Source organism: Labrys sp. WJW (genome assembly GCF_001676615.1).
Lineage (GTDB): Bacteria > Pseudomonadota > Alphaproteobacteria > Rhizobiales > Labraceae > Labrys > Labrys sedimenti.
This window is the reverse complement of record NZ_LYXZ01000013.1, coordinates 175349-198269: the sequence shown is the minus strand read 5'-3', so window position 1 is coordinate 198269 and position 22921 is coordinate 175349. Positions and strand designations below refer to the sequence as shown.

Below are 22921 nucleotides of genomic sequence, written 5' to 3'. Positions count from 1 at the left end.
GCCCTGGGATCCAATCAGATTGCCGCCATGCGCACCGGCTCTCAAGCCGTGGATTCGTCCGCGAGGCCGATACCGTATGTCGCCTTGTCCATTCATGGTGCCGAAACCAAGGCAAGGATCGCCGAGCACAACTCACGGACGATCTGATCGCGGCGGAGGTCATAGATGGGATCGATAAAGATACGATGAGCCATCGTTTCTACGAAGACGGCCCGAATGTCCTCCGGCACGAGGATATTGCGCCCTTCGAGCCAGGCACGCACGCGTGCCGCTCGGACGAGGAAGGCGAGACCGCGCGGGCTGGCTCCTCCTTGCACCAGTCTGTCCATGTCAACGGAGCGGATCGAAATTCCTGCCGCAGCGGGCTTGAGGGTGGCGTCCCACAGGCGGACAACGTAGTCCTGCACAGCTGCACTGGCGCTCACATGGCGTTGGATCACGTCGGCGATTGTGTTGAGGCCCCGGAAATCGAGTACCGGCTCGCCGACGCTACCGATTAGGATGTCGGCATCATGAAATCGCGGGTCGAAGATGAGGGCTCGCCGAGCCTCGATCTCCTGCGGAGTTTCAATCGAAACTTCCATGAAGAAGCGGTCACGCGCCGCCGCGGGCAACTCGAAGGTCTCCTCCTTCTCAAGCCGATTCCGATCGGCGAAGACCTGCATGTGCGGGAACTCATAGGCCCTGCCGAATGCTGAGACACGCCGTTCAGCCATGAGGCCGAGCAGCAAGGAGTGAACCTGCGGCCGAGCACGGTTGATTTCATTGAAGAAGAAGACCGACAGATCATCTGCCTTCGCCAGCAGGGGCGAGGGCTCAACGCGTGGGCGCCCGTCATCGGCCAGATAGGTATGGTAGAGAATGTCGCTGGGCATCATGTCGACCGTGCCCTCGATCCTGTCGTAGGCTCCGCCCAGCGCCCGTGCGCTCGCCCGCAGGAGAACGGTCTTGCCGACGCCGACGTCTCCGGCCAGCAGAACGTGGCCCCGGGCGAATACGGCGGTGGTGATGGAACGGATCGCGTTCGACTGCCCCAGCACTACACGGCGCAGATTGTCTTCGAACGCAAATGCCGCCTTTCGCCATTCGTCCAGCAGAACTGCCTGAGAGTGTCCGTCGTCCATCTCTGCTCGTCCGCTTCATTGCAATGACCGCGCGACAAGAAGATGCCGCGGCCCAACGCCGATGTTGACACCACAACCACATCAGGCCGCGGCTGCGACGACCCTTCAAAGGGGGATAAGAGCCGCCGCAAACCTGGTGGGAACTCAATTGGCCGGGATCTTGTCCACGTCGTAGATGAACTTGCCGGATTTACGGAAATACTCGACGCGCTTGGCATTGCGCGCCTCCATGTCCCGCTCCGACTTATCCTGCTTGGCCACCTCTTTCGGGTCGAGCTTCGGATCATATTTCGAGCCGGCGATCTTCTCGGGAAAACCGGGCTTGGGTTCCCAGCAATTGCCGGGCGCCTTGCAGTGCTGGCCGTCATAGGCCTGGGCGGACGGGATGAGGGTCATGGCGCCAACGCTCAGGATGGCGACGAAGAGAGTTCTTCTCATTGGACTTTCCTCCGTTGGTTGACTTGCACTGGTTGAGTTGCACCCGCTTCATGCATCGCGTGGGCCGGTCGATCATTCAGGGATCGGCATACCCGTACACTGACCCGCTGGGGCATCGGCGAAGGTCTCTCCGGGCTTAAATTGCTTGAACTTCTGCTTCTGCTCGTCGGTGAGCCAGTCGGCGTGCGCGATATCGTCCTTGTAGAGGTGACGCGTCCAAGCCATGACCAGCAGCATTTGGTCGAGCGTCAGATCGCCATAATGGGGGCCCATCTGCGCTCGGGCTCCCCCGAAAATAGTTTCGAACAATCCCTGATCCGACATGTTTTTTGGATAGGTCCAATAGTCGTCATTCAGACCGGGACCGATCTTGCCTTCGCCGATCTCGCCGTGACATCCCGAACATGAGGTGAGAAAAAGCGACCGGCCGATTTTCATGCAGCTCATATCTTCGGTATACGGATTGATCCCGGTCGCGAAGAATTTCTTGACAGCATTGGTATCCCTTCCTTCTTCCATCGCCTCCGACAGATCCAGTGGCTCACCCGTATCGGTATTGCGCAGGTCCATCGTCGTCGGCGGGATTGCGGGGGTCGCGATGGCTACGGCCGAAACCGCGACAATCCCAAAGAAAATCTGCCCCCAAACGATGCAGCGGGCCAATCTCGTGTTCTTTTCCACGTTACTCGGGCCTTTCCTGGCATTCACTGAGTGCGCTGAACGAGCGGGATGCCCTCGTCCTCGAGCACTTTCGTAATCTGGGGTTGGGCCTTCACGAGAGCATCGTTCAGCGCAGCGAGGAGTTTCGTGTCGCCGCGCCGGACGCCCATCGACTGGTCGAATCGTTGCGGCACCTTTTCACCGCCCTGGCGCGTTGCGTCATCAGCGACGATCGTCATGGTCAGCGCGGGATTGTCCTTGACGAAACGGGCAATGTCCGGAGCAAAGGCAACGGCCAGAGCAGCATCGCCATTGTTGACTTCCGAGACGATGCGTTGAGGGGCGATCTGAACGTACTGGTTGCGGGGGGACCGGAAATCTACGAGCGAATACAGATAGGACATATTGTCGTTATACTTTCCGATCTCCTTCAACATCACCTCTCCCGGAGATCCGAACTCGACGACCATATGGCCAATGGACTTCAATCTTGGATCATTCCAGGAACTGACATCGATCTTGCTGTCCTTCTTCTGGAGAAAGACATAACCAGCCCTATAGTAAGGTGCCGTCGTCAAGACCCGGGCGTCGCCGGCATCCATGCCGACGACGACATCGCATTGGTTCTTGTCGAGGAAATCGCGGACCAGATAGATGGCCGGTTTCGTCGTGAAGACAAATTCAGGCTGACGGCCCATCGTCTGGGCAACGATCGCGGCGATCTTATTCTCGAAGCCGCTCTGGTCCGAGGCCGAATAGGGAAGTTGCTTGGCCGAGGCACAAATACGCAGTTTCGAGACATCGCGGGAGGCTGGTCCGCTTGTCCCCTGATCGGCTCCGGCCTGGACAGGCCAGAGAGCCATACTTCCGGCGGCCAGGGCCAGCATGGAGGCAAGGGTCGACCGGATGCGCGATGCCCGGAGGCGTGCCGTGAGTTTGCGTACCGTCTGTCGTGACATGACGCCGTCCACTAATGAGAGGGATAGAGGGGCCGTCGATCGCGCGGGCGATCGGCGGCCTTGCCGGCTCTAGCCTTGAGATCCACTGGGATGGGAGTTCGAGCCGATCCGTCGCCGGGATCAATTCTTGACAGGCTCGTATTCGCCCAGATTGACGTCGTCATACGGTCCCTTGCCATTGAGGGAAAAGACCATCACGCCGCCACCCATCTGCGTATAGTTGGCGAGTTGCTTGAAGGCACCCACGGCGCCCAGACCTGCCGTCGGGTCCTGGAGATCGAAGACCAGACCCACTCCCGGCCATCCGCCGACACCATAATAGATGGCGATGTATTCGGTGCCCTTGTGCTGATAGACGATCGGATAGCCGATCACGCCCGAAGGAAGCTTGAATTTCCACAACAGCTCGCCGGTTTCGCTGCTGCGAGCCTTGATGAAACCGTCCAGCGTTCCATAGAAGACCAGATCGCCGGCGGTTGCGGTCGTGCCGCCCCACACTGCGAAGCGCTCCATCTTCTCCCATTTGAAGTCGCCGGTAATGGCGTTGTAGGCCTTGATTTGGCCGAGGCCGACGCCATTTTGCCGATCGCCCTTGGGGCCGGGATACATGTTCAGCGTGGCGCCCACGAAGAACTGGCCAGCTCGATAAGGCAACATGAAGGGCTCCCAATCCATGCAGATATGGTTGATGCCCATGAAGAACAGCTGCTTGTTCGGATCGTAGGAGTCGTGCCCTTGGTTGTGATAGCCCATTGCCGAAGGGCAGATGTCCTTGGCCAAGTGGTCCATTCTGGTGCCGTATTCGGGATCGCGCACCGGCTGCCCCGTCTTCAGGTCCACGGACTTGAAGACATTGACCGTATCGTCGATCTTGTTGGCCGAAACCAATGATCCGTTGGTACGGTCGAGAGTATAGACGATGCCGTTACGATCCGGATGCGTCAGAAGGCTCCGCATCTTGCCGTCTTTGTCTTTCTGCTCGGAGAGCATCATGACGTTCACGCCGGCATAGTCCCATTCGTCATGCGGCGTCTTCTGATAGCCGAACTTGGCCTCCCCGGTATCGACGTCGCGCCCGAAGATCGTCATCGTCCACTTGTTGTCGCCCGGACGCATGGTTTCGTTCCAGGGAGCCGGATTTCCCGTACCGAAATAGATCAGGTTGGTCTTCGGATCGAAGGCATACCAGCCCCAATTGGTGCCGCCGCCCACCTTCCACGCATCGCCTTCCCAGGTCTGCAACCCGAGATCCTTTTGACCATAGTGCGGGTTCACGATGTTGAAATCGGAAGCCAGCAGCAGATCCTTGTCCGGTCCGGTCGCATAGGCACGCCAAACCTGGGCGCCGTCATGCACGTCATAGGCAGTAATGTAGCCACGCACCCCGAGTTCCGCCCCCGAAGAGCCGACGATGACCTTGTCCTTCACCACATAGGGCGCGATCGTGAGTGTCGATCCGACCTTGATGTCGGAATTCTCCATCTTCCAAACCAGCTCTCCGGTATTGGCGTTGAGTGCCTCGATGTGCCCGTCAAGCAATGTCTTGAGAATGAGAGGCGGTGTCTTCTCGTCCCCCGGCCAATAGGCCAGGCCGCGATTGACGATATCGCAACAGGCCACCGCACGAGCGGCGGGATTCTGCTTTGGCTTGTCCTGCCAAAGGATCCGGGTCGGATCATCGAGGCTCAACGCAAATGTATTGTTGGGAAAGGACGTGTGAACATACATCTTCCCATCAACGACCAGGGGCGCCCCTTCGTGGCCATTCAAGAGACCAGTGGAAAACGTCCACGCGGGCTTAAGATCTTTAACGTTTTTTGTATTGACCTGATCGAGTTTGCTGAAGTTGTCGGAATGATAGTTCTTACCGGGCATCGCCCAGTTTTCTTCGCTTTGCGAAATTTGATCGAGCTTATCATTCGCAAGTGCAGTACCAGACAGGTCCATTGACGCCGCGACAAGCAGTGCCGCGAGGGACGCCGTGTGCAAAAGCCTTTGCATTTGAGCATTTCTCCTTGGTTTCCCCGGTGCCACTAAATCTTCTGTATTTTAGTGGTGTACTTATGCTTGTTTTTTCTACTTCATAAGGAATTAATAAGCGACAAGTCATGATCATGCATAAATCACGTATTAGAAATGTTACAGCGCCCATGATCTCTATGTCATTAAGAATGTTTCTATATATTTTCGGGAAAAATTCTTAAATATTTCAGGAATTATTGCCTACAAATGAAACTATACAAAATTAAGACCAGAGACTCAAAATATTTTCTTAAATTAAGAGACAGGCGGATTGCTCTCTGGCGACTCTCAGCAGCCAAAATGGCTACCAAACCCGGCCGGCAAATACGCCTATGCGAGGGAAATATGCGGGAGGCGCAGTTTGGAAAGCACCGCCCCCCCCTGAGAAGGGCGCAGGCCTATTTCACGGCGTGATTTGCAGGGCGGGACAGCCAAGCCAGGAAGGGCGGCTCGACACGGTACAGTGAGAAAGATCGGATAACCAAATCAAGAGGCGATCGAAAACAGCACTGACATGGCGGTTCCGCCGCGGAGCGAACTGCCCGTCGTTAAACAAATCGATGACGGCAAATATCGTCTATTCTACATTAACTCACTGACAGCAAACTTAGACTGTCAGGCGCTTGCGGAGAGACGAAGAAGTTATGGGAATGAGCGCTTCCACTACTGTACCCTCCCCAGATCGTCCCGCAATCCGCAATTTCCCCCCAAGCGCCGATATTCTTTCCTTCATGCCCCGCAGGCCTAGCCCGGGACGAACGACTTCCGGTATACCCACACCATCGTCGCTTACCTTGATGCAAATTGGCCCGTCCGCGTTAGCATGTTCAATGTTGATGTACACATGCGTCGCCTTGGCATGGCGGAATGTATTCGTAAGACATTCTTGAATGACACGATAGAGCGTCAAGCTCACGATACCACTAAGATTGGCCCAAGGAACATTGTAGCTTCTATATTCGATAGAGACATCCGGGAACGCATCGCGAAGATTGTTGATCAAAGCCATCAAGGCAGTTTCAAGACCAAGATCATCCAAGGCAACGGGCCTGAGCTTTTCAAGGACGCGGCGGTTCGACGATTGTAGTGCATCAATCTGCTTACTGATAACACCCGTCGCCTCCACGATCGTGCCTGCTCCGGCTTTCGAACCGAGATGAGCAAGCGCACTAGCCTGGGCTCGGATGGCGAACAGATAAGGTCCGAACTCATCATGTAGCTCTCGAGCCAGCGCTCGCCTCTCGTCGTCCTCGATCGTCACGACTCGTTCGATCAGCAGCTGTTTTTCTTCCGTCGTGCGTTCGAGAATCTCCACCAACTCATTCAATCGTAGGCCAATATCCGCGAGTTCCGGGGGGCCCTTCGGTATGACACGCACCGAATAATCTGCCTCCCGCACTCTGGTAATCGCGCCAGCCAGATCCTTGACGGGAGCCAGCGCCCGACCAACCGTGAGATAAGTGATCCCCAACAAGACCACGGCAACAAGCAGGTCTATGGACATTTGGGATATCAGATCACTCCAAATCTCCTCCATCTCATCAAGTGGATTCGATGAGACGACGATCGCGTCCTTGACGTTGTCAACGCCAGAAATCGGGATGGTGGTCGAAAGTCGCGCGGGTCCGATAAGTGTCACGAGCCAGGAAGGAACCTCATCGAAGCGCCCTTCCGCATCGAGCTGTTCATCGTTCTCTCCCTCACTCAGTCTCCGGATCGTAATGTGACGGATGTTGCGCAGATTGCGGACGAGGTCGTCGAGAGAACGCGAGGTATCCGGCCGACGTTCTATCGTAGGAAGAATCGAGCGAACAAAATCCGCCCCCAAGCGAACACTACTCTGGCTTTCCGCCACGATACGCGGTCCAGCTTCCGCTATCATGCGCGCCATGTTGGCACTCAGTCCGAGCGTGAGCAGCAATGCGAAGAGCAGGACAAGACGCATCTTCAACGAAAGTCGAGCAAACATCCTTGTGCCTCGATTCATTGAGCGGCAGCCGCTCTCGGTATCGAGAAGGCTTCTAGCATATTCTTCACAATAGCGCCGATATGCCGGTTCTTAGAAATCGTTTGTAAAGATCTCAACTAACATCTCGAACGCGTGTTCTGCTTTCCTGCGCATTCGAGACTTGTTGATCTCACCGGTTTGGGGGTACGATTTGTGCGCAGTGGTAATCGACAATTTCGGCTGGGGCAGCGAAATGATTGCGATATTGGTAACACGGGCAACAACCCGTAAGGAGTGTGTGCACAATGCTGCTTTCCCGTACGTTCGCCGGTCCAACGGCTATCGAATGTGGCAGGGTTCGGCATGCAAGGCTGTGCCTGTCAGCTTGGTATAACTCTCATGCTGGTTTGACACATGCCCAACGAAATATTGTCAAAAGAGATACGCATCCTGATGGTGGATGACCATCCGATTGTCGTTTCTGGCTGCCGGGCAATGCTCGCAGCAGAACTAGACTGCACGATAATTGCAGCAGACTCGATGCAAGAGGGCGAGGTGTTGGCAACCTCGGATGCGCTTGATCTGTGCATCATCGATCTCAATCTCCCTGACGGGTCAGGCTTCGAATTGTGCAAACGAATTCTCGCGAATAATCCGGATATGCCGATCGTCATCTTCAGCATGAATGACGATCTCGTATTCGCTGCTCGAGCCATTGAATTGGGTGTGGCAGGATATGTAAGCAAGGCGGGAGACCCGAGCGAACTGATTGCCGCAATAAGAGAGGTTTTGCGGAACGGAGTTTACTTGCCCCATCGGATTGCCCGCAGTCTGGCCTTCTCTCGCAGAAACTCGTCCGATGGAGCCTGGAATCTCCTCAGCAGGCGCGAGATCGATATCCTGAGATATCTTGGACAGGGCAAAAGCCTCAGCGAGATCGCGCCGTTAGTCGGCGTCTCGTATAAAACGGTTGCCAATGCCTGCGTCATCATGAAGCGCAAGCTGGGAGCCCGGACGTCCTCCGACCTTGTGAGGCTTGCAGTCGAGAACAGGCTCGCTGTTCTATAAAAGCGCTTTGCATATCTGCTTATGCATCGGCTGCATCGGCCGCAATATGAACGATCCGGAGAACCGCTGTGTCCGAGATAGTAAGCAAGGCAGGATTGGCAGTCCACACGCGCCCGCTCCCATGCGTCAGCGCAATGCCGAAGAAAAGCAGGATTTCTCCTGCATAAACCAGGCGACAGATTTCTAGACGCAGGCGAATGCGAAGCTGCAGAGCTGGAGGCTGCCTGGTAGATCCGGACAGCGTCGCATTTCCCGCTTGAGCCCGCCAAGAGACGTTGGAATTTGTCGCGACTAGCAGAATCAACGACAACGAACCTGGGACGTCACGTCGATGAGTATGGCGAGAGCACGCTTCGGGTCTCATCGACCACCAACGCCCGGCCCACGGACGGAAATGCGCGCTGAGCGCAGCGGGGCCTGTCGCAGATCTTGCACCCCATCCCGATCGGCGTCCGGGCCTCGGTATCGTCGAGGCGCAGACCCCTGGAATAGACGAGCTTGCCCGCGTAGCGCAGATCGCAGCCGAGGCCGACGGCGAAGGCTTTCTCCGGCGCACCATAGCCACCGGTGGCGTGGCTGACCGCTCTTGCCACCCACAGATAGGTTCGGCCGTCCGGCATTTCCGCCAGCTGGGTCAGCACCTTCCCCGGCTGAGCAAAGGCCTCGTAGATGTTCCACAGCGGGCAGGTACCGCCGGTGCGCGAAAAATGGAAATCCGTCGCCGACTGGCGCTTGGAGATGTTGCCGGCACGATCCACGCGGACGAAGAAGAAGGGAACACCACGCGCGGCGGGGCGCTGCAGAGTGCTCAGACGGTGGCAAACCGTTTCGAACCCCACCCCGAACCTCTGGCCGAGCAGGTCGATATCGTAATTGAGATCCTCGGCGGCGGCGAGGAAAGCCGCATAGGGCAGGATGAGCGCGCCCGCGAAATAGTTCGCCAATCCGATGCGGGCCAGGGAACGGGCCTCGGGGCTCGCGAAGACGGTACCGGCGATCTGGTCGTCGATCTGTCCGCCGAACTCCAGCAGGGCCAGCTGCGTGCCTATCTGAAAGGCCTGCTGCCCCGGTGCGAGGTTGGTGGGCAGGCGCAGGATTTTACCGACGACATCGAAAGAGCGGCGCAGAGCCGGCCTGGCCCCGCTATCCTCCCAGACCACGCGAACGCCGTGACGCTGGGACAGCCGGGCCGCCAGCCCGGCCGGCCCGCGATCGGGCAGCTCAACGGAGACGGCCTCCGCACCGCGGTCCAACGCGTCGATATAGTTGTGTCGCTGGTAGAAGAAGTCGCGAACCTCCTCGAACGGAGCCGCGGCCGTCTGCGTCCCGCCATGGCGGTCATCGCCCAGGCGCGTGGCGAGTGCGGCCGACTGGTCGAGCGCGTGGGTCAGCCTCCTGTGCAGGGTCACGATCGCCCTGCCGACGGCAGGCATGTTCGCCGCGAGTTCCTTCAGCTCGGCGCCCGAGATGTCCTCCCCTGCCCGCGGATCGGCCAGGGCCTCGCGCAATTCCCCGACGAGACGCGCCTCGTCCTCATCCGAGAAGAGCTGGACGTCCACGCCGAAGGCGGCATTCAGCCTGAGCAGCACCGCCACTGTCAGGGGCCGCTGATTGTTCTCGATCTGGTTGAGATAGCTCAACGAGATGCCGATCGCATCGGCCAACGCCTGCTGGGTGAGGCGGCGCTCCTCGCGCAGCCGCTTCAACCGCACCCCCATGAACAGCTTCTTCATGCCCGCACTCGATATTCGCAAACTTTGCAAACTGGCCGATACAGCTTCGCAAATCTCTGCATTTTCAATCATTTACCGATTCTATCTTATGCGGATAATGCGAATTGAAAAGAGGCTTGGAGTGCAAGGCCGTGACAGCGCCAGCAGACCCTACCGGGGATGAGGAGATCCACTTCACGGAGATCGTCCTGCCCGAACATGCCAATCACTACGGAACACTCTACGGGCCGAATGCCCTCAGGATCATGGGCAAGGCCGCCTTCGTCTGTGCCTCGCGCTATGCACGCTGCGCCGTGGTGATGGCCAAGGCCGACGACGTCGAGTTCCGCAGGCCGGTCAGGCTGGGCAGCATCGTCGACATCCGCGCCCGCGTGGCATCGCGCGGCCGTTCCTCAATGACGGTGCTGGTCGACCTTGTACCCGGCGCCGCGGCTGCGGATCGCCCTGCGATCAGCGGCCGCTTCACCATGGTCGCGGTCGACGACGGCGGCGTTCCCATTGCCATCCCCTTCTTTGAGCAAACCCGACCAGAGGAAGTCGTCTCGTGACGCTGCATACCGTTCGCACCTACAGATCCGCTGAAAAGCTGGCGCGCGAAGACCAGCTCGCCTGGAAGATCGCATGCGTCGCCGCCGATGACGTGCCGCTCGAGGCGGATGTCGTAGAAATGCTCGGCAACCGCATCATCGACAATGCTGCCGTCGCCGCGGCCTCGCTTGGGCGCCATCCGGTGGCGAGTGCCAGGGCCCAGGCCGTGGCGCACCCCTTCCAGCCCGGCGCGACGGTCTTCGGCCTGGGGACATCGAATCGCGTCTCGCCGGAATGGGCCGCCTGGGCCAACGGGGTCGCCGTACGCGAGCTCGACTTCCACGACACCTTCCTGGCGGCCGACTACTCGCACCCCGGCGACAATATTCCTCCGATCCTCGCCGTCGCCCAGCATTGCGGACTGTCGGGATTGCAGTTGGCCAGGGGCCTGGCCACGGGATACGAGATCCAGGTCGATCTGGTGAAGGGCATCTGCCTGCATGAGCACAAGATCGATCACATCGCGCATCTCGGCCCATCGGCTGCGGCCGGCATCGGAACCGCTCTCGGCCTGCCGGTCGAAACCATCTATCAGGCCGTACAGCAGGCCCTGCACGTAACAACCACGACGCGCCAGTCTCGCAAGGGCGAGATCTCGAGCTGGAAGGCCTACGCTCCCGCTTTCGCCGGCAAGATGGCCGTGGAGGCGGTCGACCGCGTCCTGCGCGGCGAAGGGGCACCGTCTCCCGCCTGGGAGGGCGAGGATGGCTTCATCGCCTGGCTTCTCAGCGGTCCCAAGGCCGAATATGCCGTGCCGCTGCCCAAACCCGGCTCGCCCAAGCGCGCGATCCTGGATACCTACACCAAGGAACATTCGGCCGAATATCAGAGCCAGGCCCTGATCGACCTGGCGCGCCGGATGGGACCCAGGATCGGCGACCTGGCGAAGATCAGAAGCATCGTCATCCATACCAGCCACCATACCCACTACGTGATCGGCACCGGAGCCAACGACCCGCAGAAGATGGATCCGAAGGCGAGCCGGGAGACGCTCGATCATTCGATCATGTACATCTTCGCCGTGGCCCTGGAGGATGGCGGCTGGCATCACGAACGCTCCTATGCGCCGGAGCGGGCGAACCGTCCCGAGACCGTTGCGCTCTGGCACAAGGTCTCGACGGTCGAGGATCCCGAATGGACGCGGCGCTATCATAGCCATGATCCCAAGGACAAGGCCTTCGGCGGTCGCGTCGCGGTCACGATCGAGGACGGAACGGTGATCGAGGACGAACTCGCAATCGCCGATGCCCATCCCCTCGGCGCCCGCCCGTTCGTACGCGCCGACTACGTCAACAAATTCCGGGTGCTGGCCGATGGCATCGTCGAGGGCGCCGAACAGGATCGCTTCATCGCGACCGTCGAGCGGCTCACGCAACTCCGGCCCGACGAATTGACTGGCCTCACCTTTGCGGTCGCCCCCGAAAAGCTCGGGCCGACGGCCTCGCGCGGCATTTTCGACTGGAAACGGGCTTGAGGAGGACAGCATGACAGCGACAAAGCCGAAAAAGTCCGTGACCCTGTCCGGCGTCGTCGCCGGCAACACCGCGCTCTGCACGGTGGGACGCACAGGCAATGACCTACACTACCGGGGCTACGACATACTCGACGTGGCTGGGAGCTGCGAGTTCGAGGAAATCGCCTACCTGCTGGTGCATGGCGCGCTGCCGACACTCTCCGAACTGGCAGCCTACAAGGCAAAGCTGAAGGCCCTGCGGGGCCTGCCCCAGGCGGTCAAGCAGACGCTGGAACTGCTGCCTGCCTCCACCCATGCCATGGACGTGCTGCGCTCCGGCGTGTCGGCGCTTGGCTGCGTATTGCCGGAAGCGCCCGATCACAACCATGCCGGCGCGCGCGACATCGCCGACCGTCTCCTCGCCTCCCTCTCCTCGATGCTACTCTACTGGCATCATTTCGCGCAGAACGGGCGTCGAATCATGGTCGAGACCGACGACGATTCGATCGGCGGCCATTTCCTGCACCTCCTGCACGGTAGCGAGCCGAGCCCGGCGCATGTCAGGGCGATGCACACCTCCCTGATCCTCTATGCGGAACACGAGTTCAACGCCTCGACCTTCACCGCGCGCTCGATCGCCGGCACCGGCTCCGACATCCATTCGGCCGTCACCGGCGCGATCGGGGCCTTGCGCGGCCCCAAGCACGGTGGCGCGAACGAGGCCTCCTACGAGATCCAGAAGCGCTATGCCGATGCCGACGAGGCGGAGGCCGACATCCGCCGCCGCGTCGCGACCCGGGAAGTCGTCATCGGCTTCGGCCATCCCGTCTATACGCTCGCCGATCCTCGCAACGAGGTGATCAAGGCCGTGGCCAGAAAACTTTCGGTCGAGGCCGGATCGACCCGGATGTACGACATCGCCGAGCGCATCGAAGCCACCATGGCGCAAACCAAGAAGATGTTCGCCAATCTCGACTGGTTCAGCGCGGTATCCTACCATATGATGGGCGTGCCCACGGCGATGTTCACGCCGCTTTTCGTGGTTTCCCGCACATCCGGCTGGGCCGCGCATATCATCGAGCAGCGACAGGACAACAAGATCATCCGCCCCTCGGCCCATTATGTCGGTCCGGAGAATCTGGCGTTCGTGCCGATCGGGCAGCGCGGCATCCATAGCGCCGCCAACCGGGCCGCCTGAGGAGAGACCATGCCCTATCTCGTTTCCGCCGATCTGCCCGAGGCACCTGCCGGCGAGCGCTTTCGTGCCCTCGTCGAGCGCGGCGGCATCCTGCAGCTTCCCGGCGCGCATAATGGCATGGCGGCCTTGCAGGCCAAGGCGGCGGGCTTCGACGCCCTCTATCTGTCGGGCGCGGCGATGACCGCTTCGATGGGCCTGCCGGACCTCGGCATCATCACGGTCGACGAAGTTGCCTTCTTCATCCGCCAGATCGTCCGTGCGAGCGGCTTGCCGCTGCTGGTCGACGGCGACACCGGCTATGGCGAAGCCCTTAACGTCATGCACATGGTGCGGACCTTCGAGGATGCCGGCGCCGGCGCCGTCCATATCGAGGACCAGCTGCTGCCCAAGAAATGCGGGCATCTCAATGACAAGAAACTCGCGGACGCCCATGACATGGCAGCCAAGGTCGCCGCCGCGGCCAAGGCACGACGGCATCTCTATTTAATCGCCCGGACAGACGCTGCCGCCAGCGAGGGCCTGGATGGCGCGGTCACGCGGGCAAGGCTCTATGTCGAGGCCGGCGCCGATGCGATCTTCCCCGAAGCTCTCAATACCGTCGAGATGTACCGGGCCTTTGCCGAGCGCATGCCGGGCGTCCCCTTGCTGGCCAACATGACGGAGTTCGGCAAGACGCCCTTCTTCACGGCCGACGAGTTCCGCGACATGGGCTATCGTATGGTGATATGGCCGGTATCCTCGCTGCGCGTCGCCAACAAGGCCCAGCAGGAACTATACGCGGCCATCGCGCGCGACGGCGGCGCGCACCGCCTTGTCGACCGGATGCAGACCCGCGCCGAACTCTATGCCGCCATCGGGCTGCACGATTACGAAGCATTGGATAACTCCATCATTCGAACCATCATTCCCGAAGCCATGCCGCAGCGATGATGCGGCGCCTTCGCTCATCTTGCCCGCGGGCCGATGTCAAACGCCTAGCGCCCGACACATGGCCATGGCTCCGAGAATTTTTGGCCGGATAGGGGCCTTGCAAGAGCGGGGAGCTTTCAAATCCCTCGCTTGGATCCTCGGCATGTCATGGCGGGAGCGGCCATGAGACAGGCCGTCTCTCATCCGACAGGGCATTCCTGCTTTTGCATTTGCCATGCAGCTGGGGTAGGGCTGATCCCACGGTAAAGGCAGGTGTGGCCATGTCCATGTCGGTCGCCTCCCGGACTGACGCCGAACGGCCTCGATGAGATGTACCGCCCAGATGGATATCGCTGCGCTTTGCAAGGAACACGGCCTCCGGCTGACCGGGCCCCGCAGGATCATCATGCAGGTTCTGTCGGAGGCCTCGGACCATCCGGATGCGGTCGAGCTTCACCGGCGTGTCAGCAAGATCGATCCGGATATTGCGATTGCCACGGTCTACCGGACCCTCAACCTCCTGCAGGAAAAAGGCGTCCTGGAAAAGCACACTTTCGGGGACGGGCGGGCACGGTTTGAAAGGCCTCATCGCGAGCACCACGACCATCTGATCAATGTCGAGACCGGCGACGTGATTGAATTCCGCTCGGATGAAATCGAAAGGCTGCAAGAAGAGATCGCGCGCCGGCACGGCTTTGCCATCGTGAGCCATCGGCTGGAGATCTATGTAAAGCCTCTCGGCGCCCGACGATCGCCCGGCAAGAAGCCGTAGAGCCTTCGGCACTACGGCTCGTTCGTGCCGGCGCATCGCCGGGTGCGGGCAGGAGGCAACTCTGTCTCCGGTATCAGGCGGCATAGGACGCTTCGATCCGCGCCGCCTTGCGAGCGGCACGAATGAACGCGCCGATGAACAGGGTCGTGAGCACGAGCACGATGGTGGGCGCCGGCGCACTGTCGATGAAGAAGGACAGATAGGTCCCGCCAAGTGAACCGAGCACGGCCACGACGACCGCCAGGATCAACATCGTGCTGAACCTGCGCACCAGCAGGAAGGCAATTGCGCCAGGCGCAATCAGCATGGCAACCGCGAGGATGATGCCGACGGCCTGCAGGGCACCGACGATGGCCAGGCAAACCAGGCTGAGCAAGCCATAATGCAACGCGTTCACCCGCAGTCCGATCGAGCGGGCCTGCGCCGGATCGAAGGCATGCAGCAGAAAGTCCTTCCACTTGACGCCGATCACTCCCACGACAAGGGCCGCAATGAGCGCCGAGACACCAAGGTCTCTCCGGGAAACACCGAGCATGTCACCGAACAGGATATGATCGAGATGGACGTCGGACCGGATCTTGACATAGAGCACCAGCCCCAAGCCGAACATGCCGGAAAAGACCACTCCCATCACCGTATCCTGTTTGATGCGGCTATTGTCCTTCAGATAGCCGGTGGCAACGGCACAGAACATGCCCGCCACGAAGGCGCCGATCACATAGGGCAGACCAACGATATAGGCGACGACCACGCCGGGAAAGACCGCGTGGCTGATGGCATCGCCCATCAGCGACCAGCCCTTGAGCACGAGGAAGCACGAGAGCAATGCCATCGGAATGGCGACCAGGACCGAGATCGCCAGCGCATTGAGCATGAAGTCGAACCGAAGTGGCGAGAGCAACATGTCGGGGATGATCATCGTCCCTCCCCCAGTGCGAGCATCGCCCGTCTGCGGGCCGCCAGAATTCCATGCTTGGGCGCGAGCAGGAAGGCGAGCAGAAAGATGGCTGCCTGAAGCGCGACGATGATCCCGCCGGTCGCGCCATCGAGAAAATAGCTCATATAGGCGCCGGCGAAGCTGGTTACCGCGCCTATGGCGACGGCAATGCCGAGGAGCCGAGGGAAACGGTCCGTCAACAGATAGGCCGTGGCGCCGGGCGTCACCACCATGCAGATGACGAGGAAGGCGCCGACGGTCTGGAGAGCAGCGACCGTCGAGGCCGAAAGCAATGTGAAGAACATGATCTTGAGAGCCGTCGGATTGAGCCCGATCGAACGCGCATGGCTCTCGTCGAAGAACGTCACCATCAGGTCCTTCCATTTGACGAACAGGATGGCGAGCGAAATGAAACCGATGATCGCGAGCTGGATGGTGTCACCCGGGGTGATGGCCAGGATATTGCAGAGAACGATGGTCTGGATGTTTACCGAGGTGGGAGAGATCGACACCATGAACAGGCCAAGCCCAAAGAAACCCGAAAAGATCAGGCCGATGATGACGTCTTCCTTCAGCCTTGTCCGCTGGCTCAGGAAAAGCATGCCGACCGCCGCCAGTCCTCCCGAGAAAAAAGCGCCGATGGAGAAAGGCAGGCCCAGCATATAGGCACCGGCAACACCCGGCACGATCGCATGCGAGAGAGCATCGCCGATCAGCGACCAGCCCTTGAGCATCAGATAGCAGGACAGGAACGCACAGACCCCACCGACCAGGGCCGATACCCACATGGCATTCAGCATGTATTCATAGGCAAAGGGCTCGAGGAGGCCGGCCATCATTTCCACCCGCCATCGATCTCGCCAGCCATGGCGATGACGCCCTTATCCTCCACGATCAGCGGCCGTTCGTCGCCCGTGAAGACACCGTGCGGTGCCGGCTTGCCGTCCCGAGCCCCATTCAAGACGAAATGGCGCAACACGCCGCCAAACGCTCTCTCGAGATTGTCCTGCGTGAAGGTCTCGGCTGTCGGGCCAAAGGCGAGCACCGTGCCCTTGATCAGGATCGTCCGGTCGCAAAACTCCGGCACCGAGCCCAGATTGTGGGTGGAAACCAGCATGACCCGCCCTTCGTCGCGCAGTTCCCGCAAGAGTTTGATGATCTGCTCCTCGGTCTTGACGTCGACGCCGGTGAACGGCTCGTCGAGCAGAATGACGCGGCCATCCTGGGCGAGCGCCCGGGCGAGGAAAACACGTTTCTTTTGCCCTCCGGACAATTCGCCGATCTGACGTTTGCGAAGCTCGCTCAGGCCGACGCGGACAAGTGCGGCCGTGACCGCCTCGTGATCGGCGGCCTTGGGAATACGCATCATGCCCATATGGCCGTAGCGCCCCATCATGACGACATCTTCGACCAGCACCGGAAAATTCCAATCGACCTCCTCGGCCTGCGGCACATAGGCGATGAGATTCTTGCGCAGCACCTCCGACACCGGCATGCCGAGCACATGAATGCTGCCCTTCGCCAGGCGCACGAAGCCCATGATGGCCTTGAACAACGTCGACTTGCCGGACCCGTTGACCCCGACGAGCGCCGCAATCGTGCCCGTCGGGATCCGAAAGCTCGCATCCCGAAGCGCGGTATGGCCATTACGGTAAGTGACGGTTGCCCCGGTCAAGGCGATGCCGGCCCCAGGGTCCGGGAAAGGAGAAGGCGTAGGATTGATACGGGGCGCGGTCACTGCGCCAGCCCCTTGGCGATCGTGCTGGAAGTGACGCGGAGCAGGTCGATATAGGTCGGCACGGCACCGTCCGCCTCCGTCAGCGAATCCACATAGAGCACGCCGCCATATCTGGCACCCGTCTCGCGCGCGACCTGCTCGGCAGACGCCGAGGAGATGGTGCTTTCCGAGAAGACCACGCCGATCCCGTTCTTGCGAACGGCGTCGATGACCTTGCGGACCTGCTGGGGCGTACCCTGCTGGTCGGCATTGATCGGCCACAGATAGAGTTCCTTGAGGCCGAAATCCCGAGCCAGATAACTGAACGCGCCTTCGCTCGACACAAGCCAGCGCTTCTCTTGCGGAACCTTGGCGAGTTCCGCCCTGATCGGGGCGATGACGTCCCTGATCTTCGCCTTGTAGACCTCCGCATTGGCCTTATAGGTCTCGGCGTTCTTTGGATCATGTTCGACGAAGGCGTCGCGGATATTGTCGACATAGACCAATGCGGCCGTTGGCGACATCCAGGCATGGGGGTTCGGCTTGCCGGTATAGGGGCCTTCGGCGATGCCCATCGGTTCAACACCCCGGGAGACGACGGCGCCCGGCACATCCTTGAGGTTGTGGAAGAACTTCTCGAACCAGAGCTCGAGATTGAGGCCGTTCCAAAGGATCAACTGCGCGCCCTGGGCTCTCTGGATGTCGCCCGGCGTCGGCTGGTAATTGTGGATTTCCGCGCCCGGCTTGGTGATCGATGCCACAACCGCGGCGTCACCGGCGACGTTCCTGGCGATATCGGCGATGACCGTAAAGGTCGTCACAGCCTTGAATTTCGAGCCGCTCCCGTCTTGGGCCTCACCTGGAACCGCCAGCAGCATGCCTGCGAATACCGCCCCCATCATTCCGGCCAGAAACGACCGCCTTGCCCTACCCAACACCGATGTCTCCTTTGACGATTGGATCCTGATTATGTGCCGAGCAACTCAACTCGATATGCAATTAAGAATCATTTGCAATATGAGTTGCCGCTCGTCACTTTCCTCTTATTTTGCAATTGCGACCTGATTGCAATAAGAATTCTGCAAAGACGTGGAAACGCTCCCAGGGCTCTACGGATTCCGGGGCGCCACCAATTGGATGATCAAATGCTTCTTGTTCCCGATGACACTCAAACCCGTCTCCGCGCCGAACGCGACGTCATTCGTCGACCAGCCCACGACTTTGCGCGCGAAGAGATCGACGACCACAGCCAGGTAGAGCCAGCCCTGCCAGGCCCGGATATAGGTGATGTCGGTTACCCAGACCTTGTTGGCCGCATCGACGGTGAACGCGCGCTGTAGCCGGTTGGGAGCGATGATGGAGGGACGGCCAGCAATGGTTCGAGGTTTTTTATAGCCGCGTACTGGCTTGATGCCGTTTTCTTGCATGATGCGCTCTATACGGTGCAGCCCGCAGTTCTCTCCGGCTTCTCGAAGGTCACCGAAGATGCGACGCGCACCATAAACACCATGACTTGCACAGTAGGAGTCGCGGATAAGAGCGAGCAGGCGGGCATCTTCCTTGGCGCGACCGCTCACCGGTTTGTGCAGCCGTGCGTAGAACCCTGCGCGAGCCACCCGCAGAACCCAGCACATCAACGTAATGGCGTAGTCATGGCGGTGCTCGTTCATGAAGCGGTACTTCATTCGGGTTCCCTGACAAAGTACCGCGCGGCTTCCTAAGAAACACATCCTTCAGCGGGCACGAGTTCGAGCTGATATCCCAAAGATCGGGCTCGGCGCTGGAGATTGGCCAGAACCCTGCCACGATACCGCTCGTCGTAGGCCGCCGCGTCTGGATCGCGGTAGACCATTCCAAATCGCAGAGTGTTGTAGAAGAGAACGGCAATCTTGCGTGCCGTCGCCGTGACGGCCTTCTGCTTTCCTATCCGTCCCGCCAACCGCCGGTAGAATGCGCCAAGTGCAGTGTCGCTTCTGCCGATGGTTGCCGCCAATCGCAAGAACGCAATCGCCCGACTTGATGATCGGCGCGTTCGCGACGAAAGCAGCCTGCCGCCCGATATCTTGTTGCCGAGTGCCAGACAAAGCCATGAGGTGAAGTGCTTGGCGGTGGGCCAAGCCCGCAGATCCGTGCCGCACTCGCCTGTCAGCTTGAGCGCGAGGGAGGAGCCGAGACCGTGGATCTGCGTTAAATCTGTGCCAACCAGGCCATACAATGCGGCCCGCACGTCAAAGGATGGTGCATTCACCTGTCTGGTCTTCATTCGGATATTTGGTAACGGCCGAAGTGGTGTCTCAACCTCGGTAGCCATGCGGCTATTGCCATCTCGAGCTTGCGATCGCACTCGAGCATCTCCTGCTGATAAACATCGTAGAGCTCCAGCGCCTGTGAGAGCGCAAAAACGTGCTCATCCCGATCATTCCCAATCAAAGATGCCCGTATTGTCTCGGCCGATGAGTGGCAGCGAACATCGCGCAGGGATGCCAAAATATCCGGATCCCTCTCTCTGGAAACGATTGCCCGAATGATCTTCATACCCGTCACACCGGTAATGTCCGACACGACATGGTGAAGCTGCAAGTTCATCTCCATCAGTGCTATCTGCATGTGCTGGATATGAGCTGCAGCATATTCGACCAACCGTTCCTGCTGCCGCAGATAGGCGCGCAATGTGGCCACTTGCGCGTTGGGACGAAAGCTTCCTCGCAGTAGGCCATAGGAATGCAGTTGGCGGAGCCATGCCGCATCGCTGACGTCTGTCTTCCGGCCTGGTACATTCTTCGCGTAGCGAGCATTGACGAGGATCATCTCAAGCCCATGCTGTTCCAGGATTTCAAAAGCTGGGACCCAATAGACGCCGGTCGACTCCATCGCGACGCTGGTCGCCCCACAGGATTTGAACCAGTCGGCGAGATCATGAAGGTTGTGGGTAAAAGTGCCGAAGGCGCGTATCGGCATGTCGTCGCTGTCCGGGTTGACGGCAGCCATATGCATCGTGGAACCGATGTCGATCGCTGCGACGCCGGGATTCATACACGCGAGGTTCTGAGCGTTGGATGCCCCTGTCTTGGGCATGCCTTTCCTCCGATGGATCGGGAGGGGCTGGGCCGTACAAGTTCATCATTTCCTAACCGGGATCGCCGCCGAGACGGCGTCACCACTCTCAAGTACGCAACAGCCCATGTGCCACGTTTTTTAACGGGGTCGAACGCCTCTAATAAGCAGTCGGCAACTCCCCTCCGGCCAGCAACGTAGCACGGGCCTGTTTCTACCGCGCACAGGCGGACCGAAGCCCGTGATCGTTTTTTGAGAGATCTCGCTCTTCCTCGACGCGCCGCAGTTGGGAGCGAAGGCGAAAAATCTCGCTCTTGGCCTCTAGAAGTTCCTTCGATTGCTGCTCTGATCGATCGGGCGATACGGCCTTGACCCACTTATACAGACTATTACAGACTATGTGCCGACACGCCCAAACGGGCTGCGACATCCGGAACGCCATAACCGCGCTCGACCACCTGCCTGACGGCTTCCTCTTTAAATTCCGGTGTAAATCGCTGTGAATTCACAAGCTGCCTCCTATGTTCAAAGGAAAGGCGGGGCTTGTCTACCAGGATAGGGGCAGTCCAGTTAGCGAAGAAGGCGTCCACAAATGTGGGAGCAGTCCAATAGGAAGGCAGCTATCGAAGCTGCGTCGAAGGCGCTTAAAGCGTGCCAAGTGTCAAGCCAAAGAACAACAATGCGCGGAAGTCAAAAGGTCGAGGCTCACATGCAATTCACCACCTCTGCCATGGATATCGGCTCCGGAATTTTTAGTTTGGCGCGCAAGGCTGCTCGGCTTCAACAAACAGATTGACCGGCTGCAACTTTGTGACAATCTGTCCTCGGGGATGGAGTCCCCCCTTTGAGCGCCAGCCGGCTGATGACTCCTACCGTTGGGCACGACGGTAGAGCCATGTCTGGGGCGCAACTATACGCGGTCATGCTGTCTCGCCGAGCGTTTCGTTCAGGAGGACAGGCATTATGGATCGCTCTATCCAATCACTCAACGCCCTCGAAATCTTGGATTCACGCGGCAACCCGACACTTCAGGTCGCAGTTCGCCTGAATGACGGCACCATCGGGACCGCCTCGATCCCCTCAGGTGCATCGACAGGCGAGCATGAAGCAAAGGAATTACGCGATCGCGATCATTCGCGTTTTGGCGGACTTGGCGTTTGTCGAGCCGTGGAGAACGTGGAACAAAAGCTCTCTGCCGCTGTGATAGGCAAGGACGCCCAGTATCAAAGAGAAATCGATCAAGCACTTATTGATTATGATGGAACCAGCGACAAATCCAACTTAGGCGCAAACGCGATCCTCGGCGTTTCGCTGGCCGTCGCACGCGCCGCCGCTTCGTCGCTTGATATCCCTCTGTACGCTTATCTAGGTGGCCCAGACCAATGCCGCCTGCCAGTTCCGATGATGAACGTCATCAATGGAGGAAAGCATGCGAGCAACAAACTGGCGTTCCAAGAGTACATGATCGTGCCACATGGCGCGCCCAGTTACCGTGAAGCGATACGCTATGGAGCTGAGACATTCCGGGCGCTGCGCAGGGAGTTGGAGCGTTGGGGGATGTCCACTGGTGTCGGCGACGAAGGAGGGTTTGCGCCAGACTTGGCGGATGACCGGCATGCTTGCGATTTGATTGTCGCCGCGATTACGAAAGCAGGATATGTGCCTGGGCGGGATATTGCGATCGCCCTCGACCCAGCAGCGACGTCATTCTTTTCCAATGGTTTGTATCGTCTTGCAGTGGGTGAGCGGGTCAATCGGCACGCCCTTCTCACAATGTATGCCGAGTGGGCACAGGCCTATCCAATCGTCTCGATCGAAGATGGTTTTGCTGAGACTGACTGGGATGGTTTCATCGCGCAAACCGCATCCCTCGGCCGTTCGATTCAGATCGTGGGCGACGATCTATACGTTACCAATCGACGCTTCATTTCAGAGGGCATCGAACGTAAAGCGACAAACGCTGTCCTCATCAAACCCAATCAGATCGGCACGCTGTCGGAGACCATCGAGGCCGTCCACCTTTGCCGATCGGCGGGCTGGAATTATGTCATCTCGCATCGCTCAGGCGAGACGGAGGATCCCTTCATCGCGGACCTATCTGTTGCGCTTGGAGGCGGCCAGATCAAAGCAGGCTCGGTGTGTCGCGGAGAACGGATCGCAAAATACAATCGCCTGCTCGTCATCGAAAAAGAACTTGGAGATCGAGCGGAATATCGATCTCCCTTCAACGAGGCGCGTGATCACAACGATCCATTGACCACCCAATAGATGAGATTGTCGACGCAATCTCGCGTGGCTTTCGCAAATAGGTATGCCTCCTTCATCGAGCTACGCGTCGTTC

The 22921-nt window shown here is 59.3% G+C and carries 20 protein-coding genes, 2 pseudogenes and 1 riboswitch; of the genes and pseudogenes, 7 read left to right on the top strand and 15 right to left on the bottom strand.

The annotated features are described in order from the left end of the window. Positions 1-92 precede the first annotated feature (92 nt). The 6 genes from BA190_RS08640 to BA190_RS08615 form a co-directional block, all read right to left on the bottom strand. Entirely contained in the window at positions 93-1124 is a 1032-nt protein-coding gene (locus tag BA190_RS08640; RefSeq protein WP_068285191.1) for a MoxR family ATPase, read from the bottom strand. A gap of 144 nt (positions 1125-1268) precedes the next feature. After that, positions 1269-1562, bottom strand: coding sequence for a methanol dehydrogenase [cytochrome c] subunit (locus BA190_RS08635; protein WP_068285189.1), 294 nt, complete (start codon positions 1560-1562; stop codon positions 1269-1271). Positions 1563-1634: 72 nt separating this feature from the next. Beyond that, positions 1635-2243, bottom strand: coding sequence for a cytochrome c(L), periplasmic (moxG, locus tag BA190_RS08630; RefSeq protein ID WP_245314632.1), 609 nt, complete (start codon positions 2241-2243; stop codon positions 1635-1637). A 23-nt stretch (positions 2244-2266) separates the two neighbouring features. Next, positions 2267-3181 carry a methanol oxidation system protein MoxJ gene (gene moxJ / locus BA190_RS08625; RefSeq protein WP_068285188.1) on the bottom strand — a complete coding sequence of 305 codons (915 nt, stop codon included), beginning with the start codon at positions 3179-3181 and terminating at the stop codon, positions 2267-2269. Positions 3182-3301: 120 nt separating this feature from the next. Beyond that, complete coding sequence (locus BA190_RS08620; protein WP_068285186.1) at positions 3302-5182, bottom strand: methanol/ethanol family PQQ-dependent dehydrogenase; 1881 nt, start codon at positions 5180-5182, stop codon at positions 3302-3304. Positions 5183-5810: 628 nt separating this feature from the next. Beyond that, positions 5811-7172: an ATP-binding protein gene (locus BA190_RS08615; protein ID WP_068285184.1), complete on the bottom strand. Its 1362-nt coding sequence runs from the start codon at positions 7170-7172 to the stop codon at positions 5811-5813. A gap of 420 nt (positions 7173-7592) precedes the next feature. Between BA190_RS08615 and BA190_RS08610 the strand changes: the two genes are divergently transcribed. After that, on the top strand, positions 7593-8219 hold the full coding sequence (locus BA190_RS08610) for a response regulator transcription factor (RefSeq protein ID WP_068285336.1): 627 nt from the start codon (positions 7593-7595) through the stop codon (positions 8217-8219). A 323-nt stretch (positions 8220-8542) separates the two neighbouring features. On the opposite strand, the gene BA190_RS08605 is transcribed toward BA190_RS08610, so the two are convergent. Next, complete coding sequence (locus BA190_RS08605; RefSeq protein WP_068285182.1) at positions 8543-9952, bottom strand: short-chain fatty acyl-CoA regulator family protein; 1410 nt, start codon at positions 9950-9952, stop codon at positions 8543-8545. A gap of 131 nt (positions 9953-10083) precedes the next feature. Between BA190_RS08605 and BA190_RS08600 the strand changes: the two genes are divergently transcribed. From BA190_RS08600 to BA190_RS08580, 5 genes are all read left to right on the top strand, one after another. Beyond that, on the top strand, positions 10084-10500 hold the full coding sequence (locus tag BA190_RS08600) for an acyl-CoA thioesterase (RefSeq protein WP_068285333.1): 417 nt from the start codon (positions 10084-10086) through the stop codon (positions 10498-10500). Beyond that, complete coding sequence (locus BA190_RS08595; RefSeq protein ID WP_068285180.1) at positions 10497-12014, top strand: MmgE/PrpD family protein; 1518 nt, start codon at positions 10497-10499, stop codon at positions 12012-12014. The genes BA190_RS08600 and BA190_RS08595 overlap by 4 nt, the downstream gene beginning before the upstream one ends. Before the next feature lie 10 nt (positions 12015-12024). Continuing rightward, positions 12025-13191 (top strand): 2-methylcitrate synthase, encoded by a 1167-nt coding sequence (gene prpC / locus BA190_RS08590; RefSeq protein WP_068285178.1) that lies wholly within the window; start codon positions 12025-12027, stop codon positions 13189-13191. A gap of 9 nt (positions 13192-13200) precedes the next feature. Next, positions 13201-14121 carry a methylisocitrate lyase gene (gene prpB / locus BA190_RS08585; protein WP_068285176.1) on the top strand — a complete coding sequence of 307 codons (921 nt, stop codon included), beginning with the start codon at positions 13201-13203 and terminating at the stop codon, positions 14119-14121. A 304-nt stretch (positions 14122-14425) separates the two neighbouring features. After that, entirely contained in the window at positions 14426-14872 is a 447-nt protein-coding gene (locus BA190_RS08580; RefSeq protein ID WP_068285174.1) for a Fur family transcriptional regulator, read from the top strand. Between the two features lie 73 nt (positions 14873-14945). On the opposite strand, the gene BA190_RS08575 is transcribed toward BA190_RS08580, so the two are convergent. From BA190_RS08575 to BA190_RS35190, 8 genes and pseudogenes are all read right to left on the bottom strand, one after another. After that, a complete protein-coding gene (locus BA190_RS08575) occupies positions 14946-15791 on the bottom strand; it encodes a metal ABC transporter permease (RefSeq protein ID WP_068285173.1) in 846 nt (281 codons plus the stop codon). Beyond that, entirely contained in the window at positions 15788-16648 is an 861-nt protein-coding gene (locus BA190_RS08570) for a metal ABC transporter permease (RefSeq protein WP_068285171.1), read from the bottom strand. The genes BA190_RS08575 and BA190_RS08570 overlap by 4 nt, the downstream gene beginning before the upstream one ends. Next, entirely contained in the window at positions 16645-17547 is a 903-nt protein-coding gene (locus BA190_RS08565; RefSeq protein WP_068285169.1) for a manganese/iron ABC transporter ATP-binding protein, read from the bottom strand. Before BA190_RS08565 ends, BA190_RS08570 begins: the two co-directional genes overlap by 4 nt. Next, positions 17544-18404 (bottom strand): metal ABC transporter substrate-binding protein, encoded by an 861-nt coding sequence (locus BA190_RS08560; protein WP_068285167.1) that lies wholly within the window; start codon positions 18402-18404, stop codon positions 17544-17546. The genes BA190_RS08565 and BA190_RS08560 overlap by 4 nt, the downstream gene beginning before the upstream one ends. A gap of 327 nt (positions 18405-18731) precedes the next feature. Next, a pseudogene (locus tag BA190_RS08555) lies at positions 18732-19238 on the bottom strand (IS3 family transposase); the annotation flags it as partial. A 5-nt stretch (positions 19239-19243) separates the two neighbouring features. After that, complete coding sequence (locus tag BA190_RS36795; RefSeq protein WP_245314631.1) at positions 19244-19789, bottom strand: transposase; 546 nt, start codon at positions 19787-19789, stop codon at positions 19244-19246. Further along, entirely contained in the window at positions 19786-20601 is an 816-nt protein-coding gene (locus BA190_RS36790) for an IS110 family transposase (protein ID WP_245314630.1), read from the bottom strand. Before BA190_RS36790 ends, BA190_RS36795 begins: the two co-directional genes overlap by 4 nt. Before the next feature lie 196 nt (positions 20602-20797). Continuing rightward, a pseudogene (locus tag BA190_RS35190) lies at positions 20798-21089 on the bottom strand (transposase); the annotation flags it as partial. A gap of 308 nt (positions 21090-21397) precedes the next feature. Then, positions 21398-21459: riboswitch (Fluoride riboswitch) on the top strand. 81 nt (positions 21460-21540) lie between these two features. Here BA190_RS35190 and eno point away from each other — a divergent pair. Beyond that, positions 21541-22848, top strand: coding sequence for a phosphopyruvate hydratase (gene eno, locus BA190_RS08545; RefSeq protein ID WP_371260305.1), 1308 nt, complete (start codon positions 21541-21543; stop codon positions 22846-22848). The last annotated feature ends 73 nt before the right edge of the window (positions 22849-22921 follow it).

Coding starts and splice junctions, on each gene's coding strand:
- BA190_RS08640 (WP_068285191.1), bottom strand. CDS start 1,124: ATGGACGACGGACACTCTCAGGCAGTTCTGCTGGACGAATGGCGAAAG.
- BA190_RS08635 (WP_068285189.1), bottom strand. CDS start 1,562: ATGAGAAGAACTCTCTTCGTCGCCATCCTGAGCGTTGGCGCCATGACC.
- moxJ (WP_068285188.1), bottom strand. CDS start 3,181: ATGTCACGACAGACGGTACGCAAACTCACGGCACGCCTCCGGGCATCG.
- BA190_RS08620 (WP_068285186.1), bottom strand. CDS start 5,182: ATGCAAAGGCTTTTGCACACGGCGTCCCTCGCGGCACTGCTTGTCGCG.
- BA190_RS08615 (WP_068285184.1), bottom strand. CDS start 7,172: ATGTTTGCTCGACTTTCGTTGAAGATGCGTCTTGTCCTGCTCTTCGCA.
- BA190_RS08605 (WP_068285182.1), bottom strand. CDS start 9,952: ATGAAGAAGCTGTTCATGGGGGTGCGGTTGAAGCGGCTGCGCGAGGAG.
- prpC (WP_068285178.1), top strand. CDS start 12,025: ATGACAGCGACAAAGCCGAAAAAGTCCGTGACCCTGTCCGGCGTCGTC.
- prpB (WP_068285176.1), top strand. CDS start 13,201: ATGCCCTATCTCGTTTCCGCCGATCTGCCCGAGGCACCTGCCGGCGAG.
- BA190_RS08580 (WP_068285174.1), top strand. CDS start 14,426: ATGAGATGTACCGCCCAGATGGATATCGCTGCGCTTTGCAAGGAACAC.
- BA190_RS08575 (WP_068285173.1), bottom strand. CDS start 15,791: ATGATCATCCCCGACATGTTGCTCTCGCCACTTCGGTTCGACTTCATG.
- BA190_RS08570 (WP_068285171.1), bottom strand. CDS start 16,648: ATGATGGCCGGCCTCCTCGAGCCCTTTGCCTATGAATACATGCTGAAT.
- BA190_RS08560 (WP_068285167.1), bottom strand. CDS start 18,404: ATGCTGCTGGCGGTTCCAGGTGAGGCCCAAGACGGGAGCGGCTCGAAA.
- BA190_RS36795 (WP_245314631.1), bottom strand. CDS start 19,789: ATGAAGACCAGACAGGTGAATGCACCATCCTTTGACGTGCGGGCCGCA.
- BA190_RS36790 (WP_245314630.1), bottom strand. CDS start 20,601: ATGCCCAAGACAGGGGCATCCAACGCTCAGAACCTCGCGTGTATGAAT.